The 24,936-nt window shown below is 68.1% G+C and carries 25 protein-coding genes; 10 read left to right on the plus strand and 15 right to left on the minus strand.

The genetic code is table 11. The features are described 5' to 3' along the window. The 4 genes from H074_RS36290 to H074_RS36305 all read right to left on the minus strand — a co-directional run bounded on the left by H074_RS36290 (window position 1) and on the right by H074_RS36305 (window position 2,438). Window positions 1-627, minus strand: coding sequence for a TIGR03085 family metal-binding protein (locus tag H074_RS36290; protein ID WP_039924308.1), 627 nt, complete (start codon window positions 625-627; stop codon window positions 1-3). 139 nt (window positions 628-766) lie between these two features. Beyond that, window positions 767-1,243 (minus strand): Dps family protein, encoded by a 477-nt coding sequence (locus tag H074_RS36295; RefSeq protein ID WP_007035084.1) that lies wholly within the window; start codon window positions 1,241-1,243, stop codon window positions 767-769. 58 nt (window positions 1,244-1,301) lie between these two features. Further along, window positions 1,302-1,724 carry an organic hydroperoxide resistance protein gene (locus tag H074_RS36300; RefSeq protein ID WP_007035085.1) on the minus strand — a complete coding sequence of 141 codons (423 nt, stop codon included), beginning with the start codon at window positions 1,722-1,724 and terminating at the stop codon, window positions 1,302-1,304. A 138-nt stretch (window positions 1,725-1,862) separates the two neighbouring features. Next, window positions 1,863-2,438 (minus strand): NADPH-dependent FMN reductase, encoded by a 576-nt coding sequence (locus H074_RS36305; RefSeq protein WP_007035086.1) that lies wholly within the window; start codon window positions 2,436-2,438, stop codon window positions 1,863-1,865. Between the two features lie 148 nt (window positions 2,439-2,586). Between H074_RS36305 and H074_RS36310 the strand changes: the two genes are divergently transcribed. Next, window positions 2,587-3,633, plus strand: a complete 1,047-nt coding sequence (locus H074_RS36310; RefSeq protein WP_007035087.1) for an alpha/beta hydrolase — start codon at window positions 2,587-2,589, stop codon at window positions 3,631-3,633. A gap of 99 nt (window positions 3,634-3,732) precedes the next feature. Here H074_RS36310 and H074_RS36315 read toward each other — a convergent pair whose 3' ends face one another. Both H074_RS36315 and H074_RS36320 read right to left on the minus strand, forming a co-directional pair. Then, window positions 3,733-4,263 carry a hypothetical protein gene (locus tag H074_RS36315; RefSeq protein ID WP_007035088.1) on the minus strand — a complete coding sequence of 177 codons (531 nt, stop codon included), beginning with the start codon at window positions 4,261-4,263 and terminating at the stop codon, window positions 3,733-3,735. A gap of 445 nt (window positions 4,264-4,708) precedes the next feature. After that, window positions 4,709-6,151: a catalase gene (locus tag H074_RS36320; RefSeq protein WP_007035089.1), complete on the minus strand. Its 1,443-nt coding sequence runs from the start codon at window positions 6,149-6,151 to the stop codon at window positions 4,709-4,711. Window positions 6,152-6,357: 206 nt separating this feature from the next. Between H074_RS36320 and H074_RS36325 the strand changes: the two genes are divergently transcribed. After that, on the plus strand, window positions 6,358-7,500 hold the full coding sequence (locus H074_RS36325) for an MFS transporter (RefSeq protein WP_039924313.1): 1,143 nt from the start codon (window positions 6,358-6,360) through the stop codon (window positions 7,498-7,500). Window positions 7,501-7,572: 72 nt separating this feature from the next. Here H074_RS36325 and H074_RS36330 read toward each other — a convergent pair whose 3' ends face one another. After that, window positions 7,573-7,944 carry a hypothetical protein gene (locus H074_RS36330; RefSeq protein WP_007035091.1) on the minus strand — a complete coding sequence of 124 codons (372 nt, stop codon included), beginning with the start codon at window positions 7,942-7,944 and terminating at the stop codon, window positions 7,573-7,575. A gap of 73 nt (window positions 7,945-8,017) precedes the next feature. Beyond that, the gene (locus tag H074_RS36335) at window positions 8,018-9,208 is read right to left on the minus strand and encodes an RtcB family protein (RefSeq protein ID WP_007035092.1); all 1,191 of its coding nucleotides are present in this window, start codon (window positions 9,206-9,208) and stop codon (window positions 8,018-8,020) included. A 12-nt stretch (window positions 9,209-9,220) separates the two neighbouring features. On the opposite strand from H074_RS36335, the gene H074_RS40875 reads away from it, so the two are divergent. The 3 genes from H074_RS40875 to H074_RS36345 all read left to right on the plus strand — a co-directional run bounded on the left by H074_RS40875 (window position 9,221) and on the right by H074_RS36345 (window position 12,062). Further along, the gene (locus H074_RS40875) at window positions 9,221-9,367 is read left to right on the plus strand and encodes a hypothetical protein (RefSeq protein WP_161630727.1); all 147 of its coding nucleotides are present in this window, start codon (window positions 9,221-9,223) and stop codon (window positions 9,365-9,367) included. Window positions 9,368-9,446: 79 nt separating this feature from the next. Continuing rightward, entirely contained in the window at window positions 9,447-10,946 is a 1,500-nt protein-coding gene (locus H074_RS36340; RefSeq protein WP_007035093.1) for a M48 family metallopeptidase, read from the plus strand. A gap of 9 nt (window positions 10,947-10,955) precedes the next feature. Then, entirely contained in the window at window positions 10,956-12,062 is a 1,107-nt protein-coding gene (locus H074_RS36345; protein ID WP_007035094.1) for a DUF4034 domain-containing protein, read from the plus strand. 83 nt (window positions 12,063-12,145) lie between these two features. On the opposite strand, the gene H074_RS36350 is transcribed toward H074_RS36345, so the two are convergent. Both H074_RS36350 and H074_RS36355 read right to left on the minus strand, forming a co-directional pair. After that, a complete protein-coding gene (locus tag H074_RS36350; protein ID WP_039924315.1) occupies window positions 12,146-13,186 on the minus strand; it encodes an aspartate-semialdehyde dehydrogenase in 1,041 nt (346 codons plus the stop codon). After that, the gene (locus H074_RS36355; RefSeq protein WP_007035096.1) at window positions 13,186-14,451 is read right to left on the minus strand and encodes an aspartate kinase; all 1,266 of its coding nucleotides are present in this window, start codon (window positions 14,449-14,451) and stop codon (window positions 13,186-13,188) included. Before H074_RS36355 ends, H074_RS36350 begins: the two co-directional genes overlap by 1 nt. A 227-nt stretch (window positions 14,452-14,678) precedes the next feature. Here H074_RS36355 and H074_RS36360 point away from each other — a divergent pair, with 227 nt between their 5' ends. Beyond that, a complete protein-coding gene (locus tag H074_RS36360) occupies window positions 14,679-15,275 on the plus strand; it encodes a nitroreductase family protein (protein WP_007035097.1) in 597 nt (198 codons plus the stop codon). Here the strand turns inward: H074_RS36360 and H074_RS36365 are convergent. Beyond that, a complete protein-coding gene (locus H074_RS36365; protein ID WP_007035098.1) occupies window positions 15,236-16,705 on the minus strand; it encodes an MFS transporter in 1,470 nt (489 codons plus the stop codon). The genes H074_RS36360 and H074_RS36365 overlap by 40 nt on opposite strands. A 103-nt stretch (window positions 16,706-16,808) precedes the next feature. Between H074_RS36365 and H074_RS36370 the strand changes: the two genes are divergently transcribed. Together H074_RS36370 and H074_RS36375 are read left to right on the plus strand one after the other, a co-directional pair. Further along, complete coding sequence (locus H074_RS36370; RefSeq protein ID WP_007035099.1) at window positions 16,809-17,648, plus strand: helix-turn-helix transcriptional regulator; 840 nt, start codon at window positions 16,809-16,811, stop codon at window positions 17,646-17,648. A gap of 9 nt (window positions 17,649-17,657) precedes the next feature. Continuing rightward, a complete protein-coding gene (locus H074_RS36375; protein WP_235096968.1) occupies window positions 17,658-18,251 on the plus strand; it encodes a hypothetical protein in 594 nt (197 codons plus the stop codon). Here the strand turns inward: H074_RS36375 and H074_RS36380 are convergent. Beyond that, window positions 18,244-19,137: an ANTAR domain-containing protein gene (locus tag H074_RS36380; protein ID WP_007035101.1), complete on the minus strand. Its 894-nt coding sequence runs from the start codon at window positions 19,135-19,137 to the stop codon at window positions 18,244-18,246. The two genes, H074_RS36375 and H074_RS36380, sit on opposite strands and share 8 nt — an antisense overlap. Window positions 19,138-19,276: 139 nt before the next feature. On the opposite strand from H074_RS36380, the gene H074_RS36385 reads away from it, so the two are divergent. Then, window positions 19,277-20,029: an ANTAR domain-containing protein gene (locus H074_RS36385; RefSeq protein WP_007035102.1), complete on the plus strand. Its 753-nt coding sequence runs from the start codon at window positions 19,277-19,279 to the stop codon at window positions 20,027-20,029. 1 nt (window position 20,030) lies between these two features. Here the strand turns inward: H074_RS36385 and H074_RS36390 are convergent, their stop codons facing one another. The 3 genes from H074_RS36390 to H074_RS36400 are packed head-to-tail and all read right to left on the minus strand — an operon-like array spanning window position 20,031 to window position 22,869. Then, the gene (locus H074_RS36390) at window positions 20,031-21,878 is read right to left on the minus strand and encodes a CheR family methyltransferase (RefSeq protein ID WP_007035103.1); all 1,848 of its coding nucleotides are present in this window, start codon (window positions 21,876-21,878) and stop codon (window positions 20,031-20,033) included. Continuing rightward, the gene (locus H074_RS36395; protein ID WP_039924318.1) at window positions 21,875-22,480 is read right to left on the minus strand and encodes a chemotaxis protein CheB; all 606 of its coding nucleotides are present in this window, start codon (window positions 22,478-22,480) and stop codon (window positions 21,875-21,877) included. The genes H074_RS36390 and H074_RS36395 overlap by 4 nt, the downstream gene beginning before the upstream one ends. A 23-nt stretch (window positions 22,481-22,503) precedes the next feature. Next, complete coding sequence (locus tag H074_RS36400) at window positions 22,504-22,869, minus strand: hypothetical protein (RefSeq protein ID WP_007035105.1); 366 nt, start codon at window positions 22,867-22,869, stop codon at window positions 22,504-22,506. Between the two features lie 244 nt (window positions 22,870-23,113). On the opposite strand from H074_RS36400, the gene leuA reads away from it, so the two are divergent. After that, on the plus strand, window positions 23,114-24,871 hold the full coding sequence (gene leuA, locus H074_RS36405; protein ID WP_007035106.1) for a 2-isopropylmalate synthase: 1,758 nt from the start codon (window positions 23,114-23,116) through the stop codon (window positions 24,869-24,871). Window positions 24,872-24,936: the final 65 nt, after the last annotated feature.

The raw sequence follows: 24,936 nt of genomic DNA on the forward strand, positions 1-24,936 counted from the left end.
CTAGAGTCCGCGATCGTGCTTCCGAAGCCTGTCCACCGCGTAAGCGTCACCTTCGAAGGTGATCCGGGCGGCATCACGGCCGAAGACGAACAGCAGCAGCTCGATCGGCGCGCCGATCACCGTCACCGTGTCCGGGCCTTCCTTCACTCGCGCTTCGCGTCCTTCGGGGGTCTTGAGGATCACGCCGACCGGTGATTTCCGCAGGTTCAGCTTCGAGGCCTGCTTCGCCGACTTCCACGCCGCCGCGTCCCGCGCGGACTCCGCCGGACGTGGCTCCCAACCGGGCTGCCCTCGGCGGACGTCCTCGTGGTGCACCAGGAACTCCGCGCTGTTCGTCAGCTCGTCGAGCGCGCCGATCGACGTCGGCCAGTACCAGGCGGGGCCGGACCGGACCTTGCCGACGAGCTCGGACCACGGGCGCGCGGCGTAGGAGTCCTGCACCCGCTGCGTGTACGACGCGAGCGCCGGCACCAGGATCCCGGGCGCCGCGTCGGGCCGCCGCTCACGGACCAGCAGATGCGCCGCGAGATCCCGCGTCTTCCAGCCCGCGCACAAGGTCGGCGCGTCCGGGCCGACCTCTTCGAAAAGCTCGCTCAACGCACGACGTTCGTCTCCGGCGACTCCCATACCCCCCGACGTTACGCGCCGGTAGGGCCCGGGGAAATCCGGCGTGACACAGCGCACCCGGCTCGGTGACAGTGAGGCTCGTGAGTGGTAATGACGGTTAGAACCGTCATTACCACTCACGAGGGTGACGCGAAGAGGATCAGGCCTGCTGCGCCTGCCACATCCAGTGCGCCTTCTCGAGTTCCTGGGTGATCTCGATGAGGAGGTCCTGAGTGACCAGGTCGCTCTTGTCGGTCTCGTCGATGCGCTTGCGCAGCCGCTCGATCAGCGCCGCGAGGATGTCGACGATCGCGGCGACCGTGGACTCGACGGACTGCCAGTTGTCGGGGTAATCCGGCAGGCCGGAACTCTCGACGACGGCCTTGGCCTGACCGTTCGGCGAGATACCGATGGCGTTGGCGCGCTCGGCGACCTCGTCGACGTACTGGCGCGCGGTGGCGACCAGCTCGTCGAGCTGCAGGTGCGCGCTGCGGAAGTTCGCGCCGACGACGTTCCAGTGGGCCTGCTTCGCGATCAGCGACAGATCCACCAGATCGACCAGCGTGGCCTGCAAGGCGTTACCGGTGATCTCCTTGTCGGCTTCGCTCAACGGACTCTGGATCGGAGACTTGCCCATGTTCGGTCTTCCTTTCAGAAACTAGCCGGTTCGGGAGTGGATCTGCCGCGTTTCGGGATCAGACCGACGCGGACAGTGCGACCTCGATGTTGCCGCGGGTCGCGTTCGAGTAGGGGCACACCTGGTGCGCCTGCTCGACGAGCTGATCGGCCTGCGCCTGCTCCAGGCCGGGCAGCGAAACCTTGAGCGCCACGCCGAGACCGAAGCCCACGTCCTGCTTGAGCACGCTGACCTCGGCGGTGACGGTGGAGCCGTCCAGCGTCACCTTCGCCTGGCGCGCGACGAGCTGCAACGCGGAGTGGAAGCAGGCGGAATAACCGGCGGCGAAGAGCTGCTCGGGGTTGGTCTTGTCCCCGCCGGGGCCGCCCATCTCCTTCGGGATCGCCAGCGACTCGTCGATGACGCCGTCAGAGGACGTGACCTCACCGTTGCGGCCGTCGCCGCGAGCGGTGGCCACAGCGGTGTACAGAGCCTCAGCCATTCTTCGCCTACCTCCTGGTCTCAAGACACGCCCCGTTGAGCGTCTCTTCGGTGTCAACGTCCCGCAACCGCGAAACCTTGCCACCCCATGGCAGGCATCACGTCCGGGAATTACCCGGACGATGACCGGAACAAACGACTAGTGACCGGCGCGACTCAGCGCGAACTCGGCGACCTGGCTTCCGATCAGGCGGAGCGTGCGGACGCTCTTCTCGTCCGAGGCGCCGCCGGCTTCGTCGAACTTGGTCTCCGCGGTGTTGATCGAACCACCCAATGGGGTGGCCCAGCCGCGCAGCGCGTGCGTGATCGTGCGCAGCTGCTCCAGCGTGGTGACCGCGGCCTGCCAGCCGAACGCGACGGCGGCGAGGCCGACCGCGCGGCCGTCGAGGTACGGGCGGGCGTCGTCGCGCAGGTCTTCGACATAGTCCAGGGCGTTTTTGACCAGGCCGGACAACGCGCCGTGGTAACCGGGCGAGACCACGATGATCCCGTCGGCGCGACGGATCGCCTCGACCAGCCGCACGGCCTGTTCGTGCCGTTCCTCCAACGCGGTGTCGTAGAACGGCAGCACCAGGTCAGGGCCGGAGATCAGTTCGGTGGTGACTCCCGCCGCAGCCGCGCCGTCCAGCGCGATCCGCAACGCGCGCTCGGATTGCGAGCCCTCCCGCAGGGAGCCGCCGATACCGAGGACATGAACCGCGTTCGTCGAAGTCACGTTTCCGAGGCTAACCCCTCTACTTAAGTGGAGGACCAGGATCTGGAACGGAGTCCTGCGTCACACCCGTTCGCCGCAACCGTCCCCGTTCCCGCTGGACGGCATACCTACTCGAAAGTAACCTACCGGGAAGCCCTCAGGAGGAAGCATGGCGATACCGCTCCAGATCCGAGCCGAGGCCGCGTTTTCGCAGCTGGCGTTCTGGCTCCCGAAGCCGGTCAGAAGGGCCATCGCCGGACCGCCGCTCCGCCTCGACGGGCAGGAACTCGCGCTGGACGCCCAACTCCTGCTCCGCCTGCAGAAGCTGGCGAAGGCATCATTGGTGCGGGGAAGCGTCGAAGAGTCGCGCAGCATGCTCCTGTCGAGCCGGCACCTGGTCAGCGGGCCGACGATCGAGCCGGTCGCCACCAGGGAACTGCTCATCCCCACGGGTGACGGTGACGTGCCGGCCACGCTCTACACACCGGCCGGACTGCCGGACCCGTCCGGGCTGCTGGTGTTCTTCCACGGCGGCGGCTGGGTGGTCGGCAGCCGCGTCTCCCACGACAACACCGTCCGCTATCTGGCGAAACAGGCGGGCGTGCGGGTTCTTTCGGTGGAGTACCGGCTCGCGCCGGAGACGCGGTTCCCCGGCGCCACCGAAGACGCGATCGCGGCGTTCGAGTACGCCTTCGCGAAGGCGCGGGACCTTGGCGCCGACCCGGCACGCATCGCCGTCGGCGGTGACAGCGCGGGCGGGAACCTCGCGGCGGTGACGGCGCAGCAGGCGGTGAAACGCGGTGGCGGGATCCCGGCGTTCCAGCTGCTGTTCTACCCGGCGACCGATTTCACCGTGCGCCGCCGCTCCCGGGAATTGTTCGCCGAGGACCTGTTCCTCACCGATTCGGATATGAGCTGGTTCGAAGGACATTACGTGCCGAAGGGCACCGATCTGTACAACCCGAAACTCTCCCCGTTGCACGGTGACGTTTCCGGATTGCCGCCCGCGTATATCGCGACAGCCGGTTTCGACCCGCTGCGCGACGAGGGCGAGGCTTACGCGGAGAAATTACGGAAGGCCGGGGTCCCGGTGGCGCTCAGCCGCCAGCCGGACCTGATCCACGGGTACATCAACTTCCTCGGCGTAGGCCGCCGGTTCCGTGAGGCGACGGCCGAAGCGGCGGGCGCGCTGCGGTTGGGCCTCGCGCCCCGGTGACGGCCAGAGCCCGAGTGAGGAGAAATGTCCCCACTCGGGCCCCGGCCCCCATTTCGTGGTCCGCCGCCCTGCACGGCGAAACCGGACGACTCCCGCGGTCTAGGGCGTGGGGAGCGGCACAGGCGGTACCGGAAGCGGCGGGACAGGGAGTCCGCCGAGCAGCCCGGCGAGGATGCCGGTCACGGCCGCGAGCAGGGCTTTCACCAGGTCGCTGACGATCTTCAGCGGTCCGGGCAGGTCGGGGAGCGACGGGATCGGCACCGGCAGCGGCGGCAGCTGACGCGCCTTGGCGGTCGGGTCGGCCAGCAGCCTGCTGGACTCGACGGAGCGGCCCTGGGCCAGGTCGCCGAGCTTCTGCGTTTCGGTCTGGATCTGGTAGCGCTTGCCCGCGGCGATGTCACCGAGGACGGGGCTCAGCTTGTCCAAGTCCGCCCGCGTCTTGGAGACGTCACCGGCGTAGGCCACCTTGGTGAGGCCGTCTCGCATCTGCAGCACCTGCGCGGCGAGCGCCTGCGTGTTCGACGAACCCTTTCCACCATCGGTACCAGCCGTCGCGGCGCCGGCCGAGGCCACCGCCAACAGACTGCCGGTGGCGACCACGGCAATCATCCGGGCAATGTTGCCTTTCATTTCCTACCTCCTGGCCTCTGGGACCTGACGAGGTAAATCGATACCCGCCGTATCGGCCGAACACCACCCGATCACCGGTTGGAACCGTTTTCTAACCCTTACGTGCCGGATTCATTCCCGGGGAAGACCCCCACAATTGATTAACGTCGAAATCTTGTGCTTCCCCCTGAAGATCATCTTTTTCCCGCCGTTTTATGACCAGCTGTGACCGATCGACACGGCGGTGCGACTCGTTCACCCACAGCGGTGTAAACGGTGATCGTTTGGCTTCATCACTCCGTCGGACAGGCGTGTCGCACTGCTCCACTCGGGGTGTCCCCCACGCACGCCCCGCCACCTTCTGGTTTCACATGCGAGTGGGGACATGGAAACGCACCCGGCGCGCGGGGGATGACGCGCGCCGGGTGCGTTCCGGTGGTGGGAGCAGCCTCTCGAAGGAGGTCCTTTACTCGCGGAAGGCGTTCGCGACCTTGTCTCCGAGGTCCTTGTCGACGTTCCGCCAGTACTCGAAGACGCGCTCGAGCACCGGCCGCGAGACGTCGTTCGAAGCGTGGCCGATGATGTTGTTCGCGAGCCGCTCACGCTGCGCGTCGTCCATGACGTCGCGGACGAGCGTGCCCGGCTGGCCGAAGTCGTCGTCCTCGGCGTGGAGCTTGTACGCCGACCGGATGACCTCGTCCTCGACGCCGTAGCCCGAAGCGGTCTCGGAGGCGATCTCCGCGTTCGCGTGCGGGCCGCCGTAGGAGTTCGGCGCGTACACCGGGTCGCCCGGGTTGTTGAAGCGCATCGCGCCGTCGCGCGAGTAGCTGTTCACCGGGGACTTCGGCGCGTTGACCGGCAGCTGCGTGTAGTTCGCGCCGATCCGGTAGCGGTGGGCGTCCGGGTACGCGAACAGGCGGCCCTGCAGCATCTTGTCCGGCGACGGGCCGATGCCCGGCACCAGGTTGGACGGCTCGAACGCGGCCTGCTCGATCTCCGCGAAGTAGTTCGCCGGGTTGCGGTCGAGCACCCAGCGGCCGACCTTGATCAGCGGGTAGTCGCCCTTCGGCCACACCTTGGTCAGGTCGAACGGGTTGAAGCGGTAGTCCGCGGCTTCGGCGTAGGGCATCACCTGGACGTACAGCGTCCAGCTGGGGTGATCGCCCTTCTCGATGTTCTTGAACAGGTCGCGGATGTAGTAGTCCGAGTCCTCTCCCGCGATCCGGTCCGCGTCGGCCTGGGACAGGTAGCCGATGCCCTGGTCGGTCTTGAAGTGGTACTTGACCCAGAATTTCTCGCCGCCGGCGTTCTCCCACAGATAGGTGTGCGAGCCGAAGCCGTCCATCTCCCGCCAGTTCGACGGGATGCCGCGGTCGCCCATCAGCCAGGTGACCTGGTGCGCGGACTCGGGCCGCAGCGTCCAGAAGTCCCACTGGATGTCGTGGTCTCGCAGGTGGTTGTCGGCACGGCGCTTCTGCGAGTGGATGAAGTCGGGGAACTTGATCGGGTCGCGGATGAAGAACACCGGGGTGTTGTTGCCGACGAGGTCGTAGTTGCCCTCGGAGGTGTAGAACTTCACCGCGAAGCCGCGCGGGTCGCGCCACGTGTCGGGCGAGCCGTTCTCCCCCGCGACCGAGGAGAAGCGGGCCAGGCTCTCGGTGCGCACGCCCGGCTGGAACAGGGCGGCCTTCGTGAACTGGCTGACGTCCTCGGTGACCTCGAGGAAGCCGTGCGCGCCGCCGCCCTTGGCGTGGACGACGCGCTCCGGCACACGCTCACGGTTGAACTGGGCGTTCTTCTCGATCAGGTAGTGGTCCTGGAGCAGGATCGGGCCGTTGGAGCCCACCGTCAGCGAGTCGTTGTCGCTCGCGACGGGGATGCCCACGTTGTTCGTGGTCGGCAAGGTCACGCCGGTGCCTCCTGGTTCGTGGTGGTGAGCGGTCAGCCATCCCCACCCTCTCGCCTAATCTGGAATCAGTCAAGAAAACACCCCGGACCGGGTGACCCGGCAACGTGAAAAAAACTTGCACGCGCGTACCAAGTTACGTTCTCATCGGTCGTATGGCCCTCGCTCCGTACCGTCGCGTGTTAGCCGTGCCCGGGGTTCCCAGCTCGATGTTGCTGATGTTCCTGGCGCGGCTCCCGATGACGGCCATGGGCGTGACGATGACGCTGTACGTGGTCAACGACCTCGGCCGTGGCTACGGCGCGGCCGGGCTGATCGGTGCCGCCATCACGCTCGGCAGCGCGATCGGGGCACCGCTCGTCGGCCGGTACGTCGACCGCTACGGGTTGCGGCCGGTGGTCGCGATCTGCGGGCTGGCCTCGTCGGCGTTCTGGATCAGCGCGCCGCATCTGCCGTATCAGGTGCTGCTCGCGGTCGCGCTCCCCGCCGGCGTGCTGTCGGTGCCCGCCGGGACGCTCGCACGACTGGTGCTCACCGCGCTCGTGCCGCTGGAACAACGGCGGGCGGCCTACTCGCTGGACACGATCCTGGTGGAGGCGTCGTTCATGATCGGGCCGTCGGCCGGGATCATGGCGATCACGCAGCTGCCCGCGGTCTACGCGCTCACCGGGATCGGAGTCTGCTTCGCGCTCTCGGCGACGCTGATCTACCGGCAGAACCCGCCGATCCGCGCCGAGGCCGACGCCGAGGTGTTCGCCGGGGAGCGGCCGCCCGTGCGGAGCTGGCTCACCGGACGGCTCGTGATGGCGATGTTCATCGCCGCCGGCGCGCTGTTCTGCCTGGTCGGCATGGAACTCGCCGCACTGGCGACACTGCGCGCGAGCGGCGACATCGCCTGGTCCGGACTGCTGATCACGCTGATGTGCGTCGCGTCCGTCCTCGGCGGGGCGATCCACGGCGCGGTCCGGCGGTCGCTTTCGCAGGGCACGCTGATGGTGCTGCTCGCGGTGCTCACGCTGCCGGTCGGGCTGATCGACCACCCGTGGTGGCTGCTGGCGATCGTGCTCTTCCCGAGCAACGTGCTGTGCGCGCCGACGCTCGCGGCGAGCACGGAGACGGTCAGCGCGGCGGCGCCGCCGCGGGTCCGCGGTGAGGCGATGGGCCTGCTGGACGCGGCCAGCAGGATCGGGCTGGCGGTCGGAAGCCCGATCATCGGGTTCGTGATCGACCACTCCAGCCCCGGCTGGGGGTTCGCGGCCTCGGCGCTGGGCGCGCTGGCGATCGCTTCGGTCGGCCTGTTCTGGCGTCGCTCCCGCACTCCGGCCCAGGTGCCCGCGCTCACTTCTTCCTGACGCGTTTCGGCACCTGGTTGCGGTAGTTGCACGCACGTCTATCGCAAGCAGGTGCCGAATTGCGAGGATTTGTCAGGCGCAGACCTTCCGGAGGGCGTCCAGCCGGTCGAGGTTGCGTTTGGTCCAGTCCGCGACCTTGCCCGCGTCGTGGATGTTCTCCTTCTGGGCCTGCAGGTACGAGTCGGCCATGCCGGTGAGCGCGCCCGCCACGTCCTTCTCGCCGACGCTGTTGGCCAGCTCGCGCAGGCGCCGCTCCTTGTCCGCGGCCCGCTCCTTGAGTGTGGCCGGGTCCGGGTTGAGGTCGGCGAGGCTGAGCGCCTCGGCGCAAGCGCTGACCTTCGTCGCGGCCTTGTTCGTCTGATCGACCGCGTTCGTGACCTCGCTGCAGCCCGCCAGCGCGAGTCCGGCGGCCGACAGGAGCGCCGCGATTCCCAACCTCTTCATACAGGTCAGCCTAGCGACTTCGTGGGTGGTATGTCGGGTTCCCCCGGCCACCACCCACGAACCGCCCGGTAATTCAGCCCTTCACGCAGACGACCTGCTTGAGGTGCGCTACCACCTCGACGAGATCCGTCTGCGCCTTGATCACCGTTTCGATGTCCTTGTACGCGGCCGGGATCTCGTCCACCACGCCGGAGTCCTTGCGGCATTCCACACCGGCGGTCTGCGCGGCGAGGTCTTCGGCGGTGTACAGCTTCTTCGCCTTGTTCCGCGACATCCGGCGGCCCGCCCCGTGCGACGCGGACTGGAAGGACGACGCGTTCCCGAGACCGCGCACGATGTACGAACCGGTGCCCATGCTGCCCGGGATGATCCCGAGGTCACCCGAACCCGCGCGGATCGCGCCCTTGCGGGTCACCAGGAGGTCGACGCCGTCGTAGGTCTCTTCCGCCACGTAGTTGTGATGGCACGAGATCGCGTCGTCGAACGTCGTCCGCGGGACGACGTCCTTCAGCGCCTGCTTCACGAGGGCGACCATGGTGGCGCGGTTGCGCGCCGCGTAGTCCTGCGCCCAGAACAGGTCCCGCCGGTATGCCTGCATCTCCGGCGTGCCCGCGACGAACACCGCGAGGTCCGGATCCGGCAGGTCCGCGTTGTGCGGCAGCTTCCGCGCGACGGCCATGTGCCGTTCCGCGAGTTCCTTGCCGATGTTGCGCGAACCGGAGTGCAGCATCAGCCACACGCGGCCTTCGTCGTCGCCGCCCTGTTCGAGGCAGACCTCGATGAAGTGGTTACCGCCGCCGAGGCTCCCGATCTGGCGCGACGCTCGGTCGTGCAGGTCCTGGACGCCGGGATGCAGGTCGCCGAAGGACTTCCAGAAGGCGTCCCAGCCACCGACACCGTGCACCTTCGCCGGGTTCACCGGGGTCTTGTGCAGGCCGAACCCGACCGGGACGGCCGATTCGATCCGGCGGCGGAGCTTCAGCAGGTCGTCGGGCAGATCGGCGGCGGTGAGCGAGGTCCGCACCGCGCTCATCCCGCAGCCGATGTCCACACCGACGGCGGCCGGGGACACCGCGTCGCGCATCGCGATCACGCTGCCGACGGTCGCGCCCTTGCCGTAGTGGACGTCGGGCATGACCGCGACGCCGTGCACCCACGGCAGGTTGGCGACGTTGTGCAGCTGTCGCATGGCCTGGTCCTCGACCGATGCGGGGTCCGCCCACATCCGGATCGGAACCCGCGAGCCTTCGACCGCCGTGTACATGACTTTCCCTTCGTGGAAAACGTTTTGCCGCCGTTGAGCATGCACGGGCCGGACGAACCGGACAAGGCAATTACCGAATCCACAATGGACAGTCCACACACGACTACCACGCACGGCGTGATGTTCATCGCGAAGTCTTCGATCGTGTTCGAAAAGTGATCGGCCGCGGGAGGCGCTTCGGGCACAATGAGCGCTCGGTGTCGGGGGAACACCAACTCTGGGGAAGGTCCGTTTCACAGTGAAGTCTTTACGTGGGCTGCTCGCTGCCGTCCTGCTGGCGGGGTTCCCGCTGCTCGTGCTCGCGTTCGTGGGCGGGATCGTGGCGCTCGAAGTGCTGGCGCTGCGCCACAACGTTTTCGCGGCGGTGAAGCTCGGCATCATCACCGTCCCGGTCGGCTGGATCCTGCTGAAGACCCTGCTCACGGTCGAGCGGGTGACCGACGACGACGTACCCGGTGTCCAGGTGACGCCGGAGTCCCAGCCCGCTCTTTGGGCGCTGGTCCGGGAGCTGGCGGCCGAAGCGGGCACCCGGCCACCGGACGAGATCTACCTCGATCCGGACGTCAACGCCGCCGTCACCGAGCGGACCTCGTGGCTCGGGCTGCGGGTGCTGCGCCGCCGGATGATCATCGGCGTGCCGCTGATCATGGGCCTGCGCCAGGACCAGTTCCGCGCGGTGCTCGCGCACGAACTGGGGCACTACGGCAACAAGGACACCCGGTTCTCCGCGTTGACCTATCGCGGGCGCAAGTCGATCGCGCGGGTGGTCAACGGCCTCAACCGCGAAGGGTACTTCGAGCGCTTCGTCGGCTGGCTCTTCAAGCAGTACGCGAAGCTGTACTTCGTCGTCTCGCTGAGTGTCTGCCGAGCCCAGGAACTCGCGGCCGACGCCGTCTCGGCGCGGCTCGCCGGCACCGACGCGGCGACCTCGGCCCTGCGCGAGATCGAAGCGCTGGCCGTCACCTGGCGGTTCTTCATGAACAACTACGCCGCGATCGGCTGGGACGCGGGATACCTCCCGGACCGCTTCGGCGAGGGCTACCGCGCGCTGCTCACCGACCCGATCCGGGCGGAGCAGATGGAGGAGATGCGCCGGAACCCCGCCGAGGACGAGACCTCGCGGTGGGACACGCACCCGGCCACCCGTGACCGTGTCGCGACGCTCGAGGCGGGCGCCCGGATCCCGGTCCGTTCCGGCGGGGAGCGCCCGGCGACCGAACTGCTGACCGGCGCCGAGAAAATGCTCGACGAGGCCCTGTTCACCGTCTTCTCCGAAGAGGCGCTCGCGATGCGGCGGACGGACTGGCAGTCCCTGGTCGCCATCGGCCGCCGTCACGCCGCCGCCGAAGCGGCCGCCGAGATCCTGGGCGAACGCACCCTGGACATGGCGCTGGACCTGCTCGACGCGGGGAGACACGAGGAACTCGCCGACCCCGGCGCGGAGCCGCCCGCCGGGGCCGGGCCGCGCGCCCGCCGGGAGTTCGCCGCCGTCTCCGTCCGCGGGCGGCTGGCGATGGTGGTCCACGCGGCACTCACCGACGTCGGCGCGGGGCGATGGTCGCTCTCGTGGTCCGGACCGGCGCCGTTCACCTTGGACGGGCCCTGGGAAGAGCAGCTCGCGCCGGCGCTCGACAAGGCGACCGCGGCCGAATCCGACACCGCGCCACTGCGCGCGCTCCTGACGGCCGCCGGGGTGCCCGCCGGCTACCGGCCGTCACGCACACTTGTTCGTTCGTAAGGAGTTCCAATGCTTTGGTTGCTCAAATCCCGTGAACGCAAGGCCATCTTCGCCCTGTCGAAGGAAGCGAAACGACGAGGAATGGAGATCGACGAGCTCACCGCGAGCATGACGCCGGAAGAGCTCCTGGCGATGCTGCCGCCGAAGAAGCCCAAGTTCAAGGGGAGAATCCCGAACGTCACGCGCTGGGGCCTCCCGGCCGATGGCGAGGTGTCGACCAAGGAGTACTGGATCGACGAGGAGATCCTCGCCGTCCAGGAGTCGACCGGCCGCGGCGACTGGGAGGGCGCCGCCGCGCTGCTGGCGTCGACCTGGGGTGACTGGGACCGTCGCAACCAGGTGAACGGCGCGCTCGGCGAGGCCGCCGCGAAGGACGACGAGTGGCTGCGGGCGTGGCGCAAGGCCCGTCCCGGCGACCCGGGCGCCGCGCTCGTCAACGCGGAGTCGCTGGTGCACGTGGCATGGGAGGTGCGCAGCGGGCTGATGGCGAAGCACGTTTCCGAAGAGCAGTTCGCCGCGTTCTTCCGGGTGCTGGAGCAGGCCGAAGAGGCCGCGCACGAGGCGGCGGAGCTAGCCCCCGAGGATCCGACGCCGTGGGTGACCGCGCTCGCGATCGCGATGGGGCGGCAGTACGAGAACGACCAGTACCTGCGGGTCTGGGCGGAGCTCGTCGAACGCGACCCGCAGCACCGCGGGGCGCACACGCGGGCGCTGCAGTACTGGTGCCCGAAGTGGTTCGGGTCGGCCGAGCTGATGTGGGAGTTCGCCGAGAGCGCCGCGGCGAAATCGCCGAAGCTGGCTCCGCTGCTGCTGATCGCCGCGCACGAATCCGAGTTCCAGGACGTTCCGGCGTGGCGCGACCCGAGGGTCTCCGGCGCGCTCGACGGGATCGTGGCGTGGCTCAACGGCGAAGGCCGCGACCACCCGGCGACGCGGGGAGACCGGGCGTACGCGGCGAAGGCGCTCGTGGAGAACGGGCGCTTCGACGAGGCCGTCGAGCAGTTCCGGTACTTGGGGACGCGGGCGGACGGCGGGATGTGGGCCTACAGCGGGGACGCCCGGGGCGAGTTCCTCGCCACCCGCTACGCGGCCTGCGCCGGCGCCACGAAGCCCTGACGCGATCAGTCACCTACTTGCGGCGGTCCTCGGACTCGACGCGCAAGCGCGAGCGCAAGTAGGTGACTGATTGCGGAGGGGGGTCAGGAGTGGGCGGCGATCAGTTCGGCGATCTGCACGGCGTTGAGCGCCGCGCCCTTCCGCAGGTTGTCGTTCGACAGGAACAGCACCAGGCCGCGGCCGCCGTCGACGCCCGGGTCCGTCCGCAGCCGCCCGACGTAGGACGGGTCCTGGCCGGCGGCCTGCAGCGGGGTCGGGATGTCCGACAGTTCGACGCCGGGAGCACCGCTCAGCAGCTCGGTGGCGCGGACGACCGAAAGCGGCCGCGAGAACTCCGCGTTGATCGAGATCGAGTGCCCCGAGAACACCGGCACCCGCACACAGGTGCACGAGACCAGCAGCTCCGGGATGCTCAGGATCTTGCGGCTCTCGTTGCGGAACTTCTTCTCTTCGTCCGTCTCGAACAGCCCGTCGTCCACAATGGACCCGGCCAGCGGGAGGACGTTGTGCGCGATGGGCCGCGCGTACTTCTTCGGCTCGGGGAAGGTCACCGCCGCGCCGTCGTGGGTCAGCGCGCCCGCGTTCGGCGCCGCCGCGGCGAGCTGGCCTTCCAGCTCCTCGACGCCGGCGAGCCCGCTGCCGGACACCGCCTGGTAGGTGCTGGCGACCAGCCGCACCAGGCCCGCTTCGGCGTGCAGCGGCTTGAGCACCGGCATCGCGGCCATGGTGGTGCAGTTGGGGTTCGCGATGATCCCCTTGCGCGCTTCCTTGATGGCCTCCGGGTTGACCTCGCTGACGATCAGCGGGACGTCCGGGTCCATGCGCCAGGCCGACGAGTTGTCGATCACCGTGGCACCGGCCGCGGCGAACCGCTCCGCCTGCGCCTTGGAGGTCGAGCCGCCTGCCGAGAACAGCGCGATGTCCAAACCGGACGGGTCCGCGGTCGTCGCGTCCTCGATGACGATTTCCTCGTCCTGCCAAGGAAGCTTCGAACCGGCGGACCGCGCCGAAGCGAAGTACCGCATTTCGGCGACCGGGAAACCCCGTTCGGCCAGCAGACGGCGCATGACGCCACCGACCTGACCGGTCGCCCCGACCACGCCTACCCGCAAACCTTCCGACATCAGCGACCACTCCCCGCGTAGACGACGGCTTCTTCGTCGCCGCCGAGTTCGAACGCCTCGTGGATCGCGCGCACCGCGTCGTCGAGCTGCGCGTCCCGGATCAGCACCGAGATCCGGATCTCCGAGGTGTTGATGATTTCGATGTTGACGCCCGACTGCGCGAGCGCCTCGCAGAACGTCGCCGTGACACCGGGGTGCGAACGCATCCCCGCGCCGACGAGCGACACCTTGCCGACGTGGTCGTCGTAGAGGACCGACTCGAAGCCGATCTCGTCCTTGATCTTCTCCAGCGACTGCACGGCCTTGGCCCCGTTGGCCTTCGACAGCGTGAAGGTGATGTCGGTGCGGCCCGAGACGGTGCTCGACACGTTCTGCAGCACCATGTCGATGTCGATCTCGTTGTCGGCGATCACCCGGAAGATCCTGGCGGCGGCACCGGCGGTGTCGGGCACGCCGGTCACCGTGATCTTGGCTTCGGAGCGGTCGTGCGCCACACCGGTGATCAACGCTTGTTCCACGGGGATCTCCTCGATAGAACCGGTCACCGTGGTGCCCGGCTTGTCACTGTAGGAAGAACGGACTCGGATCGGGACGCCGTAACGGCGCGCGTACTCCACCGAGCGCAGGTGCAGGATCTTCGATCCGCTCGCGGCGAGCTCCAGCATCTCCTCGTAGGCGATGGTGTCGAGCTTGCGGGCGTCGGACACGACCCGGGGATCGGCGGTGTACACACCGTCCACATCGGAATAGATCTCGCAGACGTCGGCGTTCAGCGCGGCGGCCAGCGCGACGGCCGTGGTGTCCGAACCGCCGCGGCCGAGGGTGGTGATGTCCTTGGTGTCCTGTGACACGCCCTGGAACCCCGCCACCAGCGCGATGTAGCCCTGGTCGAGGGCTTCCGTCACCCGGCTGGGGCTGACGTCGATGATCCGCGCGTTGCCGTGCACCGACGTCGTCACCACACCGGCCTGTGAGCCGGTGAACGACCAGGCCTCCGCGCCCTGCGCCGAAATCGCCATCGCCACCAGCGAATTGGAGATGCGCTCACCCGCTGTGAGCAGCATGTCCATCTCGCGTTCCGGTGGCGCCGGGTTGACCTGCTGAGCCAGGTCGAGCAGCTCGTCCGTCGTGTCGCCCATGGCGGAGCAGACGACGACCACGTCGTTGCCCGCCTTCTTGGTGGCGACGATACGTTCCGCGACGCGTTTGATCCGGTCGGCACTTTCCAGCGACGAACCGCCGTACTTCTGGACCACGAGGGCCACGCCCGAACCTCCTCGACGGGCCGGGCGTGCTCCTGGTGGGCACCGAGGAGCCCCCGCGTCCCTTATTTGGGCGAAAGCCTACCGGGGTCACGCACGCCCGCCACCCTCGTAAGTGGTCCTGACCACCACTTCGAGGACTCCCCGAAGTAAATCTTCCTTGACACCAACGAAATAGTCGAAGGCCTTTCACTTTAGTGACGGAGAGCACGCCTTGTTAGGGTCCGCCAATGCACAAACCCGCCCAGACGAGTACCCCCATCGCGTCGATCCTGGCCGACAGGTGGAGCCCGCGCGCCTACGACGAGTCCGCCACCGTCACCGATGACCAGGTCCGCGCGCTGCTCGAAGCGGCCCGCTGGGCGCCGTCGTTCGGCAACACCCAGCCCGCCCGCTACCTGGTCGGCCCGCGGGGCACGCCGTCGTTCGACCGCATCCTCTCGACGCTCAACTCGGGCAACCGCGCGTGGGCCCATCGCGCCGGGCTGCTGCTGATCGGCGTGATGGTGACCACGAACGAGAAGGGCGAAGTCCCGTACGCCGAGTACGGGCTGGGGCTGGCGAGCGAGAACCTCGTGCTCCAGGCCGTGGACCTCGGCCTGATCGCACACCAGATGGCGGGCTTCTCCGCCGAAGCGGCGAAGGACTTCTTCGGGCTCCCCGACGAAGTGATCCCCAAGGTCGCCATCGCGGTCGGCTCGCCCGCGGACCCCTCGGTGCTCGAAGAGGACTGGCGGATCGAGCGCGAGAAGGCGCCGCGCGAGCGAGTCCCTCTGGCTGAATTCGCCTACGCCGACGCTTGGGGCACGAGCGCCTTCTCCGACTGAGGGAGCCAGCGCAGGGCGAGGATCCCGAGCCCGACGTGCAGCAGGCTGAGCACCGCGACGGCGGTGTGCAGGCCGGCGACGAAGGCCTCCTTCGCGTCAAGGACGGCCGTGGGCGCGATACCGGGACGCTGCAGGGTTTCGCCGAGTGTGGGCGCGAGGTCCGGACCGGCCAGACGGAACACCACCGCGGCGAGCGAGCCCATGAGCGCGATCCCCAGCGCGTTGCCGATCTCATTGCTCGTCTCGGCGATCGCGCCCGCCGCTCCCGCCCGTTCGGCGGGCACCGCGGCGACGGCCGTGTCCGCCACCATGCTGAACGAGATGCCGTAGCCGATACCGGAGACCATCGTCGAGGCGACGTACCAGCCCGTCCCGCCCGTGACCCCGGTCATGAGCAGCAGCGCCAGCCCGGCGGCGATGGAGAAGTGGCAGACGGTCAGTGCCGCGCGTTCGCCGATCCGTTCGGCCAGCGCGGGCGTGACGACGCAGAGGGTCGTGAGCACGGCCGCACCGGGCAGCGCCAGCAGTGCCGCGTGCAGGACGGGCAGGCCGAGCACGGACTGCAGGTGGATCCCCGACAGGTACGCGGCCGCCGACCACGCCGCCAGTGGCAGCAGACCGGTGACGATCGCGATCGTGAAGACGCGGTCGCGGAACAGGGAGAACTCGATCAGCGGGTACTCCAGACGCCGCTGTCGCCGGGCGAACCACACCAGCAGCCCGGTCCCGGTGATCGCCGTGGAGACCGCGACGGCGGACAGGCCGTCGGCGGCCGCGTGCTTGATCCCGTGGATCGCGAGCAGGAGACCGACCGCGGAGAGTACGACGCTCAGCACGTCGACGCGGCCCTTACCGGTGGCCCGCGCCTCCCGCAGCAGCGCCGGCGCGAGTGCCAGGAACACCGCGATCACCGGCAGGTTGACCAGGAAGACCGAGCCCCACGGGAACCGCTCCAGGAGAACACCGCCGACGACCGGGCCGATCGCGAAACCGGCGGCGAACGCGGCCGCGAAGACGCCGATGGCCCGCGCCCGTCGGCGTGGATCGGTGAAGAGCTCGCTCAGCACGGCCAGCGCCGACGGCAGCAGCGTCGCTCCCGCCAGTCCCATCAGGGCACGGAACGCGATCAGCAGTTCCGGATTCGGGGCGAACGCCGCGCCCGCCGAACCGATGCCGAACACCGCGGCGCCGATCATCAGCAGCTTCAGCCGCCCGTACCGGTCGCCGATGTTGCCGAACGCGATCAGCAGCGAGCCGACCGCGAAGCCGTAGACGTCCAGGATCCACAACGCCTGATCGGCCGTGGGGGTGAGCGCCTGGCTGATCCTGGGCATCGCGAGGAACAGGATCGACCCGTCCATGGAGACCAGGAACACCGGGCAGAGGATCACCAGCAGGCCGAACCAGGCCCGGGTGTGCTGTCGTGTCATGGCCTCGACGATGTGACGGCGGCGGTACGTCGACCATCCCCGTGCCGTGGGTACACCCAGCGGGTACACCCACGCGGATCGCGAAGAATTTAGGCTCGGAGTCATGGAAAGCCTCGGCGTGTACCTCAAGAGCCGTCGTGACCGGGTGACTCCCGCCGAGATCGGCCTGCGCACCTACGGCACGTCGCGCCGCGTGCCCGGTCTGCGCCGCGAGGAACTCGCCCAGCTCGCCGGGGTGAGCGCCGGGTACTACACGCGGCTGGAACAGGGCCTGGCCGAAACCGCATCACGGCAGGTGCTCGACGCACTCGCCCGCGCGCTCCGGCTCGACGACGTCGAGACCGGCCACCTGCACAACCTCGCCCGGCAGTCCGCCCTCCCCAAGCTGTCCGACCCCGGCCCGGAAGACCCGCATCCCCGGGTCCTCGCGCTGCTGGAGAACCTCGGCGAAGCCGTGCCCGCCCTGGTCTTCGGCCGTCGCGGCGACGTGCTCGCGTGGAACCACGCCGGGCACGCGCTCATGGCCGGACACCTCGGCTTCGACGCTCCTTCGGATCCTGAACGGCGGCCGTCCCTGCCGCACATGTTCTTCCTCGACCCGCTCACCCGCGACCTGCACCGCAACCGCGCCGAACTCGCCCGGATCCATGTCGCCTATCTGCGGTTGACCGCGGGCCGCTATCCCACCGACTCCCGGCTGGCCGGGCTCATCGGCGAACTTTCGATGCGCAGTGACGAGTTCGCGACGCTCTGGGCGACCGGCGATGTCGCCGACTGCACCGTCGGCACCATGCATCTTCGACACCCCACGGTCGGCGCGGTCAGCGTCGACTATCAGGTGTGGCTCCAGCCTGACAGCCCCGACCACCGGCTGGAGATCTACACGCCGAAGGACCCGGGTTCCGCCGACGCGGTGAAGATCCTGACCCAATTCGATCGCTAACCTGGGGCCATGGGGGCTTTTCGCAGCGTTCTCCGCAACGAGTCACGGACGATGGCCGGGCTCTGGCTGTATCTCAGACGCCGGAAGGACGGTGTCGACGGGGACGCAGTGGCGGTGCCGTACGGCGCGGACGGCAAGTCGATCTTCATCGTGTTCGCGGTGGTGAGTGCCGTCGAAGCGGGCCTCTTCTGGCTGATCGACTTCGGCCTCGTCGTCGACCTTCTGCTGCTCGCCCTAGGCGTGTACTCGGCGCTGCTGGTGTTCGGGGTCTACGCCGGCACCGTCGTCCGGCCGCACGTGATCTCCTCACGCGAGGTGCGGGTGCGCTACAGCTCGTTCTACGACGTGCGGATCCCGAGGGAGAACATCGCCGGGCTACGGCAGGTGAAAGAGAGCCACGATCCTCTCAAGGCGAAGCCTTTTCGCGACGAAACCTGGCTGAGCCACGACAATTTCTACGAGACGAACCTGGTCGTCGAGCTGCGTGAGCCGATCACGGTGACCCGGCCGCTCGGCAAGACCGAGACGGTCCGCGTCGTGAAGTTCCAGGCGGACGACCCGAAGGCCGCCGTCGACGCCTACGAAAGGCTCGGTGTCAGCTGAGCCGGTACGTCCTGGCCACGATGGCACGGGAGAGCTCGGTGACACTCTCGTCCCGGGCGAAGGCGTGCGCGTGGATGAGTGCCAGAGCGTCGGCCGCCGAGCAGTCGTGGGTGGCCATCACGACCCCCGTGGCCTGGTGCGCCACGACGCAGAGGTCGACGTCGCCGAACAGCGGATGCACCGGAAGGCCGTCGTCCACGTCCAGGCGCACCGCCGGGTCCAACGCGGTGGTGGTCAGCACTTCGGCGAGCACCCCCACCGATCGGGCCACCTCGGCGTCCGGCTCGGGCTCGGACCGGTACGCGGTGAGGCTGCCCATCGGCGTCCCGGCGGGCCCCAGCCGGGCCGACACCACCGACCGGACGCCGAATTCCCTGGCGGCCGGGGCGAACTGGGGCCATCGGCTCACGAATTCCGGCTCGCCGCAGACGCCCGGTTTCACAAGCGTCCCCCGGGAAGGCCCTTCGCCGAGGGCGTATTCGAGGTCATGTGCCCTGGCGGCGATGGGATCCGACACCACGACCGACGCCTCGCTCCCGCTGATGCCGAACAGGGACACCGCCAGACTCCGGATGCCGGACGCCTCGGCGGCCACCTTCATGAACGCCGGGGGCGAGCTGAAAGGTTCCTCGGGCAGGTCCGCCCAGCGCCCGATGGCGTCGAGATAGCCGGCGTGCGTGTCCGCCGCGGCCCGGTGCTTGCGCTCGGTGGCGCGGTGCAGCTCCGCCATCCGCGAATGAAAGGGCCTCATCGAGGCGATGGCCGTCTCCATCAGGCTTTCGTGCCGCCTCGCGACTGCTGCGGCTCGATCCGCCCGCGCGCGCTCGTTGTCGATCAGTCCGCGCAGGGCGGTCGGATCGTACCGACCACCGGTGCCGTCCCACATGGGCGAATCGTACGCCTGCCGACGCTCGCCGAGAGGACCCGAACGGCTGAGCCTCATGAGGTTCCCCGTGAGCGTGCCGAGTACTACCGTCGATTCCCCAGTGCCCTCGATACCGTATTTCGCAGGAAGGCAGGATTTCATGCAGAACCGCGAAAGATGGGTCGCCGACACGTTGGTCGAGCTGGCCGACACCTTGGTACCCGCACTCGATCCGAAGGACTATTGGCTCTACGTGACGGACCGTTACGCGCAACTGGTCCCCACGTCGTCCGTCCGGCTCGCCGTGGTCGGCGACCGCGCGGACCGCCCGATCATGGTGCACACCGATGAACGGCTCGAAAACCCGCCGCTCGCCCGGATCCTCGCCGAGGAAGGCCCCGGCGTGGACTGCCGCGCCGGGCGTGAGCCGGTTGTCAACGTGCTACTGGACGAAGCGCGAACACGCTGGAAACGACTGGCCCCCGCCGCTCTCTCGCTCGGTTTCCGCTCGGTACACGCGTTCCCGTTCAGCCGCCGCGAAGACGTCCTCGGCGACGTCACGATCCTGACCACGGAAACCGCTCCGCTGCCGATGGCCGACCTGCAGGTCGCGGTCGCGCTCGCCGACGCGGCGACGATCGGCATGCTCAACCACCGCGCGATCGCCGGCCTTACCAGGACCTCCGAACAACTGCAGGTGGCGTTGGACAGCCGGGTGATCATCGAGCAGGCGAAGGGCATCGTCTCGGCTCAGCTGGAGATCGACCCGGGCGCGGCTTTCCGCCTGTTACGCCGCTACGCGCGCAGTCACAACCGCCGGATCAGCGACCTGTGCGAACTGATCGTCACCCGTCGCGTGACAGCGTCCGATCTGGTGGGTTCACTCCCCCGGACCACGACGCGCGTACGCTGACTCACTCCCGCAGCCTTTCCATCAGCAGCACGACCCCGCCGCCCGGCCCCCGCAGCGGTGAGCAGCTGACCGAAACGACGAGTGACCTGCCCTTCCGGTCCATCGCGTCGATCTCGACCCGCGCCGCCCGCTGCCCGGTCTCATTGCAGCCCTCGACGGTGTCGCGGAGCCCGGCGGTCGGCAGGCCGAAGTCGAGGCCGAAGAAATCCTGCCGGTAGACCTCGTCGGCGCGCAGACCCCACAGTTCCTGGGCGCTCCGGTTCCAGCTGCGCACCTGGAGATCTCCGTCGAGCACGACCACGCCCGCTTCGACGCTCGAAAGCACTCCTTCGAAGAACATGCGCGTCTCGTCGAGTTCCGCGGTGCGGATGCGCATCTCCTCGTTCATGGTTTCGAGTTCTTCGTTGCCCGACTGGAGTTCTTCGTTCGTGGTCTCGAGTTCTTCGTTCGTGGACTGGAGTTCTTCGTTCGTCGTCTCGAGTTCCCCGATGCTCGACTGGAGCTCCTCGTTGACCGTTTCGAGTTCCGCGTTCGTCGACTGAAGTTCGGCGTAGGCCGTCGCCAGGTCCTCCTGCACACGTTTCACCTCCTGCTGGAGCCTGGTCGCTTCACTGGTGTCCACGAATGTGATGGCCACGCCGATGTCCTCGCCTTCGACGGTGATCAGCGGCCGGACGATGATGTCGAGGTACTGCGTCTCTTCCGCGCTCTTCTGGCGCCGGACGGAATCGATCCGCACGCTACGGCGCTCGGCGTGGGCCTGATCGATCACCGAGCGGAGTTCGATCGGCCGGTAGGAGATCTCCAGATCGTGGAACGGCCTGCCGACGTCGTCCGAGGACAGCCCGAACTGCGACCGAGCCGAGCCGTTGATCAGGGCGACCGTGCCGTCACGCTCGACGCAGAGGACCGAATCGGGTGACGACGCCAAGGCGAGTTCGGTGACGTGACGTCGCCGGTTGGCGTCCCGCACCGCCGCGCCTGCCCGGACGTCGAAGCGCGCGGCCTTCACCGGCATACTCCCCGTTCGCAGCTTGAAAACCCGGTTCCGGATGCTGGCCGCGTCGAATCGGATGCCGTCGGAAAGCAGCATTTCGGCCTTCCCGAGGAACAGGTAGCCGCCTTCGTTGAGCGCGAAATGGAAGCGCTCGATGATCTTCGCCTGCGCCTCGACGTTGAAGTACATCAGGGTGTTGCGGCAAGCGAGCAGGTCGACCCGGGAGATGGGGGCGTCACGCGTGATGTCGTGTCTGCCGAAGATCACCCGGCGCCGGAGGTCTCGCCGGAAGGCGAACAGATTGCCGGTCGGCTCGAAGTACTTCTTCTTCAGTCCGTCGGGCAATCGATCCAGCGCTTTCGAGGGATACACCCCCGCCCTCGCCTCGCGGAGGGCTTCCTCGTCGACGTCGGTCCCGTAGATCTTGACCCGCCTCGTGGCCTCCTCGACACCGAGGTGCTCGGCGAAGCTGATCGCGAGGGAATACGCCTCCTCGCCGCTGGAGCATCCGGCGCTCCAGATACGGATCTCACCTTCTTCGCCGACTCTCGCGACGATTTCGGGCACAACGGTCGTCTGCAGATAGTTCCAGGCTTCGGGATCCCGGAAGAAACCGGTGACGTTGATCAGGATGGTGTTGAAGAGTTCCATGAACTCTCCGGCGTTGATCTCCAGGAAGTCCCGGTATTCGGCGTATCCGTCGATCTTCACGGTCTGCATCCGTTTCCGGATCCGGCGGGCGAGGGAAGTCCTCTTGTAGCCGGTGAAATCGAAGCCGCGGGAATCCCTGATGAACGTCAGCAGGTCCTCGAGCCCGCGATCGCCCTGGATTTCGCCGTCCGTCGCGCTCACAGCGTCCTCGTTCCCTTGACAAGGCCCACGAGAGCACCGGCGATTTCGTCCAGCGGAAGCACCAAGTCGGCAGGCACGGCCTTCACCACGGCCTGGGGCATGCCCTTGAATTCGGCGGTCTCCGGATCCTCGGCGACGACGGTGCCACCCCGTGCCTTCACCATCTCGGCCCCTGCCGAACCGTCGGAACCCGTCCCGGTCAGGACACAGACGAGGGCGGCGGGACCGTAGACGGCGGCGACGGATTCGAAGAGCAGATCGACCGACGGCCGCACGAACTTCACCCGATCGGTCGCCGAAAGCTCCAGCACACCACCGGGTCTCACCAGGAGATGCCGGTTCGGCGGTGCCAGGTGGACGACGCCGGGCTCGAGGACGTCCCCGGCCTCGGCCAGCTTGATCCGCAGCCGTGACCGCCGGTCGAGGATCTCGGCGAGAGCCGTGTCGTGCCAGGGATCGAGATGCTGGACGACGACCAGCGGCACGCGGAAATCGGTGGGCAGCTCGCCGAGGACGGCCATGAGCGCCTTCACTCCACCCGCCGAGGAACCCACGGCGACGATCTCGTAAGCCATCGCCTCGTGACGGTCGGGGACAGGCATACCGCCAGCGTAGTGCTCCCGCGCTAAGCCGGACCGCCGACGCGACGGATGATCTTCGCGAGGATTCCCGTGACGACCATCCAGAAGACCGCGGCGATGCCGTAGTTGATCAGCACGCGGAGCTTGGCGTCTTCGGGCATGAACAGATCCTTGAAGCCCAGCAGGAGCCCGTCGGCCCAGCCCCGGACGAACGACACGATGCCGTTACCGGGGTTCGCCTCGCCGATCACGAAGACGACGTGCAACACCAGGATGGCCGCGAAGATCAACCCGGCCCAGCGAACCACGCTCGCCAGTATCCCGGCCGCGCGCCCGCCGCCGGCCCGCCAGTCGACCTTGCGTCCGGTCGCCTGATCAGCGGTTTCCTTCTCTTGCGCGTGCTCACCCATGCCGGGCAGTGTGGCACGTCGCCTGGTCCGATTGCTACCCGCGAGTAACCCAAATGGGCGCCCCCGCGGTCACGGTTCGATCGCGGCCGGGGTTTCCTTTCGGGAGATCTCGCGGTTAAGGTGGCGTCGTGGCTCGAGCTCTCCTGCTTCGCTGCCGCGACGGGGCCTGATCGGACCGGCTCCCCGTCGCGGGGCTTCGTGGTGCCGGTCGTCGCACCCGATTTTTCAGGAGAACCGTCCCCTCATGAGCATCCGCAAGCCCACCCGTCCTGCCCCTTCCGAGCAGGCTTCGTGGAACACCCAGCGCGGCACTTCGATGCCCGTACACCGCTATCGCCCCTGGTACGACCTGGTCGAGGACATCTCGCTGCCCGACCGCACCTGGCCGGACAAGCGCATCGACACCGCGCCGCTGTGGTGCGCCGTCGACCTGCGTGACGGCAACCAGGCCCTGATCGACCCGATGTCGCCCGCGCGCAAGCGCAAGTTCTTCGACCTGCTGGTCCGCATGGGCTACAAGGAGATCGAGGTCGGCTTCCCGGCCGCCTCGCAGACCGACTTCGACTTCGTCCGCGAGATCATCGACGAGGGCGCCATCCCGGACGACGTCAGCATCCAAGTGCTGACCCAATGTCGCCCGGAACTGATCGAGCGCACCTTCAAAGCGCTCGAAGGCGCGCCGCGCGCGATCGTCCACATCTACAACTCGACCTCGATCCTGCAGCGTCGCGTCGTGTTCCGCGAGGAGCGCATCGGCATCACGAAGATCGCTTCGCAGGCCGCCGAGCTGGTCCTCGACTACGCCGCGAAGCAGCCGGACACCGACTTCCGCTTCCAGTACTCGCCGGAGTCCTACACCGGCACTGAGCTGTCGTACGCACTCGAGGTCTGCAACACCATCACCGAGATCTGGCAGCCGACGCCGGAGAAGCCGGTGATCCTGAACCTGCCCGCCACCGTCGAGATGGCGTCGCCGAACGTCTACGCCGACTCGATCGAGTGGATGCATCGCAACCTGGACCGCCGCGATTCGGTGATCCTGTCGCTGCACCCGCACAACGACCGCGGCACCGGCATCGCCGCCGCCGAACTGGGCTTCCAGGCCGGCGCGGACCGGATCGAGGGCTGCCTGTTCGGCAACGGCGAGCGCACCGGCAACGTCGACCTGGTCGCGCTGGGCATGAACCTGTACAGCCAGGGCGTCGACCCGCAGATCGACTTCTCCGACATGGACGAGATCAAGCGGACCGTCGAATACTGCAACCAGCTGCCGGTGCACGAACGCAGCCCGTGGGCCGGTGACCTGGTGTTCACCGCGTTCTCCGGCAGCCACCAGGACGCGATCAACAAGGGCCTCGACGCGCTGAAGGTCGCCGCCGACAAGGCGGGGACGCCGGTCGACGAGCACCCGTGGGAGGTCCCGTACCTGCCGATCGACCCGAAGGACATCGGCCGCAACTACGAGGCCGTGATCCGGGTGAACTCGCAGTCCGGCAAGGGCGGCGTCGCCTACATCATGAAGGCCGAGCACCAGCTCGACCTGCCGCGGCGCCTGCAGATCGAGTTCTCGAAGGTCGTGCAGCGCCACACCGACACCGAGGGTGGCGAGGTCGACCCGACCACGATGTGGAACGCGTTCTCGGCCGAGTACCTGGACCTGAAGACGCCACTGGAGCTGCTCCGCCAGCATGTCAGGGACAACGGCGACGGCGAGTACGACATCACCGCCACCGTGCGCGTCGAGGGTGACGAGCACGAGGTCACCGGCCGCGGGAACGGTCCGATCGCGGCCTTCTTCGACGCGCTGTCGACCGTCGGGTTCGACCTGCGGCTGCTGGACTACAGCGAGCACACGCTCTCGCCGGGCGACGACGCGCGGGCGGCGTCGTACATCGAGTGCGCGATCTCCGACCGGGTGTACTGGGGTATCGGGATCGACCCGTCGATCGTGACCGCTTCGCTGCGGGCCGTCGTGTCGGCGGTGAACCGGGCGAACCGGTAGTTTCCCGCGGTCCGTGAAGGCCTCCTTGAGGGACTCTGGGTCCCTCAAGGAGGCCTTCACGGACT

It is taken from the genome of Amycolatopsis decaplanina DSM 44594, assembly GCF_000342005.1.
GTDB classification, from domain to species: domain Bacteria; phylum Actinomycetota; class Actinomycetes; order Mycobacteriales; family Pseudonocardiaceae; genus Amycolatopsis; species Amycolatopsis decaplanina.

Bases quoted from the DNA above. Each gene is read 5' to 3' on its own strand.
- H074_RS36385 (WP_007035102.1), top strand. From the start codon at position 19,277: ATGCAGAACCGCGAAAGATGGGTCGCCGACACGTTGGTCGAGCTGGCC.
- H074_RS36380 (WP_007035101.1), bottom strand. From the start codon at position 19,137: ATGTGGGACGGCACCGGTGGTCGGTACGATCCGACCGCCCTGCGCGGA.
- H074_RS36400 (WP_007035105.1), bottom strand. From the start codon at position 22,869: ATGGGTGAGCACGCGCAAGAGAAGGAAACCGCTGATCAGGCGACCGGA.
- H074_RS36360 (WP_007035097.1), top strand. From the start codon at position 14,679: ATGCACAAACCCGCCCAGACGAGTACCCCCATCGCGTCGATCCTGGCC.
- H074_RS36325 (WP_039924313.1), top strand. From the start codon at position 6,358: ATGTTGCTGATGTTCCTGGCGCGGCTCCCGATGACGGCCATGGGCGTG.
- H074_RS36290 (WP_039924308.1), bottom strand. From the start codon at position 627: ATGGGAGTCGCCGGAGACGAACGTCGTGCGTTGAGCGAGCTTTTCGAA.
- H074_RS36295 (WP_007035084.1), bottom strand. From the start codon at position 1,243: ATGGGCAAGTCTCCGATCCAGAGTCCGTTGAGCGAAGCCGACAAGGAG.
- H074_RS36395 (WP_039924318.1), bottom strand. From the start codon at position 22,480: ATGCCTGTCCCCGACCGTCACGAGGCGATGGCTTACGAGATCGTCGCC.
- H074_RS36365 (WP_007035098.1), bottom strand. From the start codon at position 16,705: ATGACACGACAGCACACCCGGGCCTGGTTCGGCCTGCTGGTGATCCTC.
- H074_RS36335 (WP_007035092.1), bottom strand. From the start codon at position 9,208: ATGTACACGGCGGTCGAAGGCTCGCGGGTTCCGATCCGGATGTGGGCG.
- H074_RS36330 (WP_007035091.1), bottom strand. From the start codon at position 7,944: ATGAAGAGGTTGGGAATCGCGGCGCTCCTGTCGGCCGCCGGACTCGCG.
- H074_RS36315 (WP_007035088.1), bottom strand. From the start codon at position 4,263: ATGAAAGGCAACATTGCCCGGATGATTGCCGTGGTCGCCACCGGCAGT.
- H074_RS36370 (WP_007035099.1), top strand. From the start codon at position 16,809: ATGGAAAGCCTCGGCGTGTACCTCAAGAGCCGTCGTGACCGGGTGACT.
- leuA (WP_007035106.1), top strand. From the start codon at position 23,114: ATGAGCATCCGCAAGCCCACCCGTCCTGCCCCTTCCGAGCAGGCTTCG.
- H074_RS36300 (WP_007035085.1), bottom strand. From the start codon at position 1,724: ATGGCTGAGGCTCTGTACACCGCTGTGGCCACCGCTCGCGGCGACGGC.
- H074_RS36310 (WP_007035087.1), top strand. From the start codon at position 2,587: ATGGCGATACCGCTCCAGATCCGAGCCGAGGCCGCGTTTTCGCAGCTG.
- H074_RS36375 (WP_235096968.1), top strand. From the start codon at position 17,658: ATGGGGGCTTTTCGCAGCGTTCTCCGCAACGAGTCACGGACGATGGCC.
- H074_RS36345 (WP_007035094.1), top strand. From the start codon at position 10,956: ATGCTTTGGTTGCTCAAATCCCGTGAACGCAAGGCCATCTTCGCCCTG.
- H074_RS36350 (WP_039924315.1), bottom strand. From the start codon at position 13,186: ATGTCGGAAGGTTTGCGGGTAGGCGTGGTCGGGGCGACCGGTCAGGTC.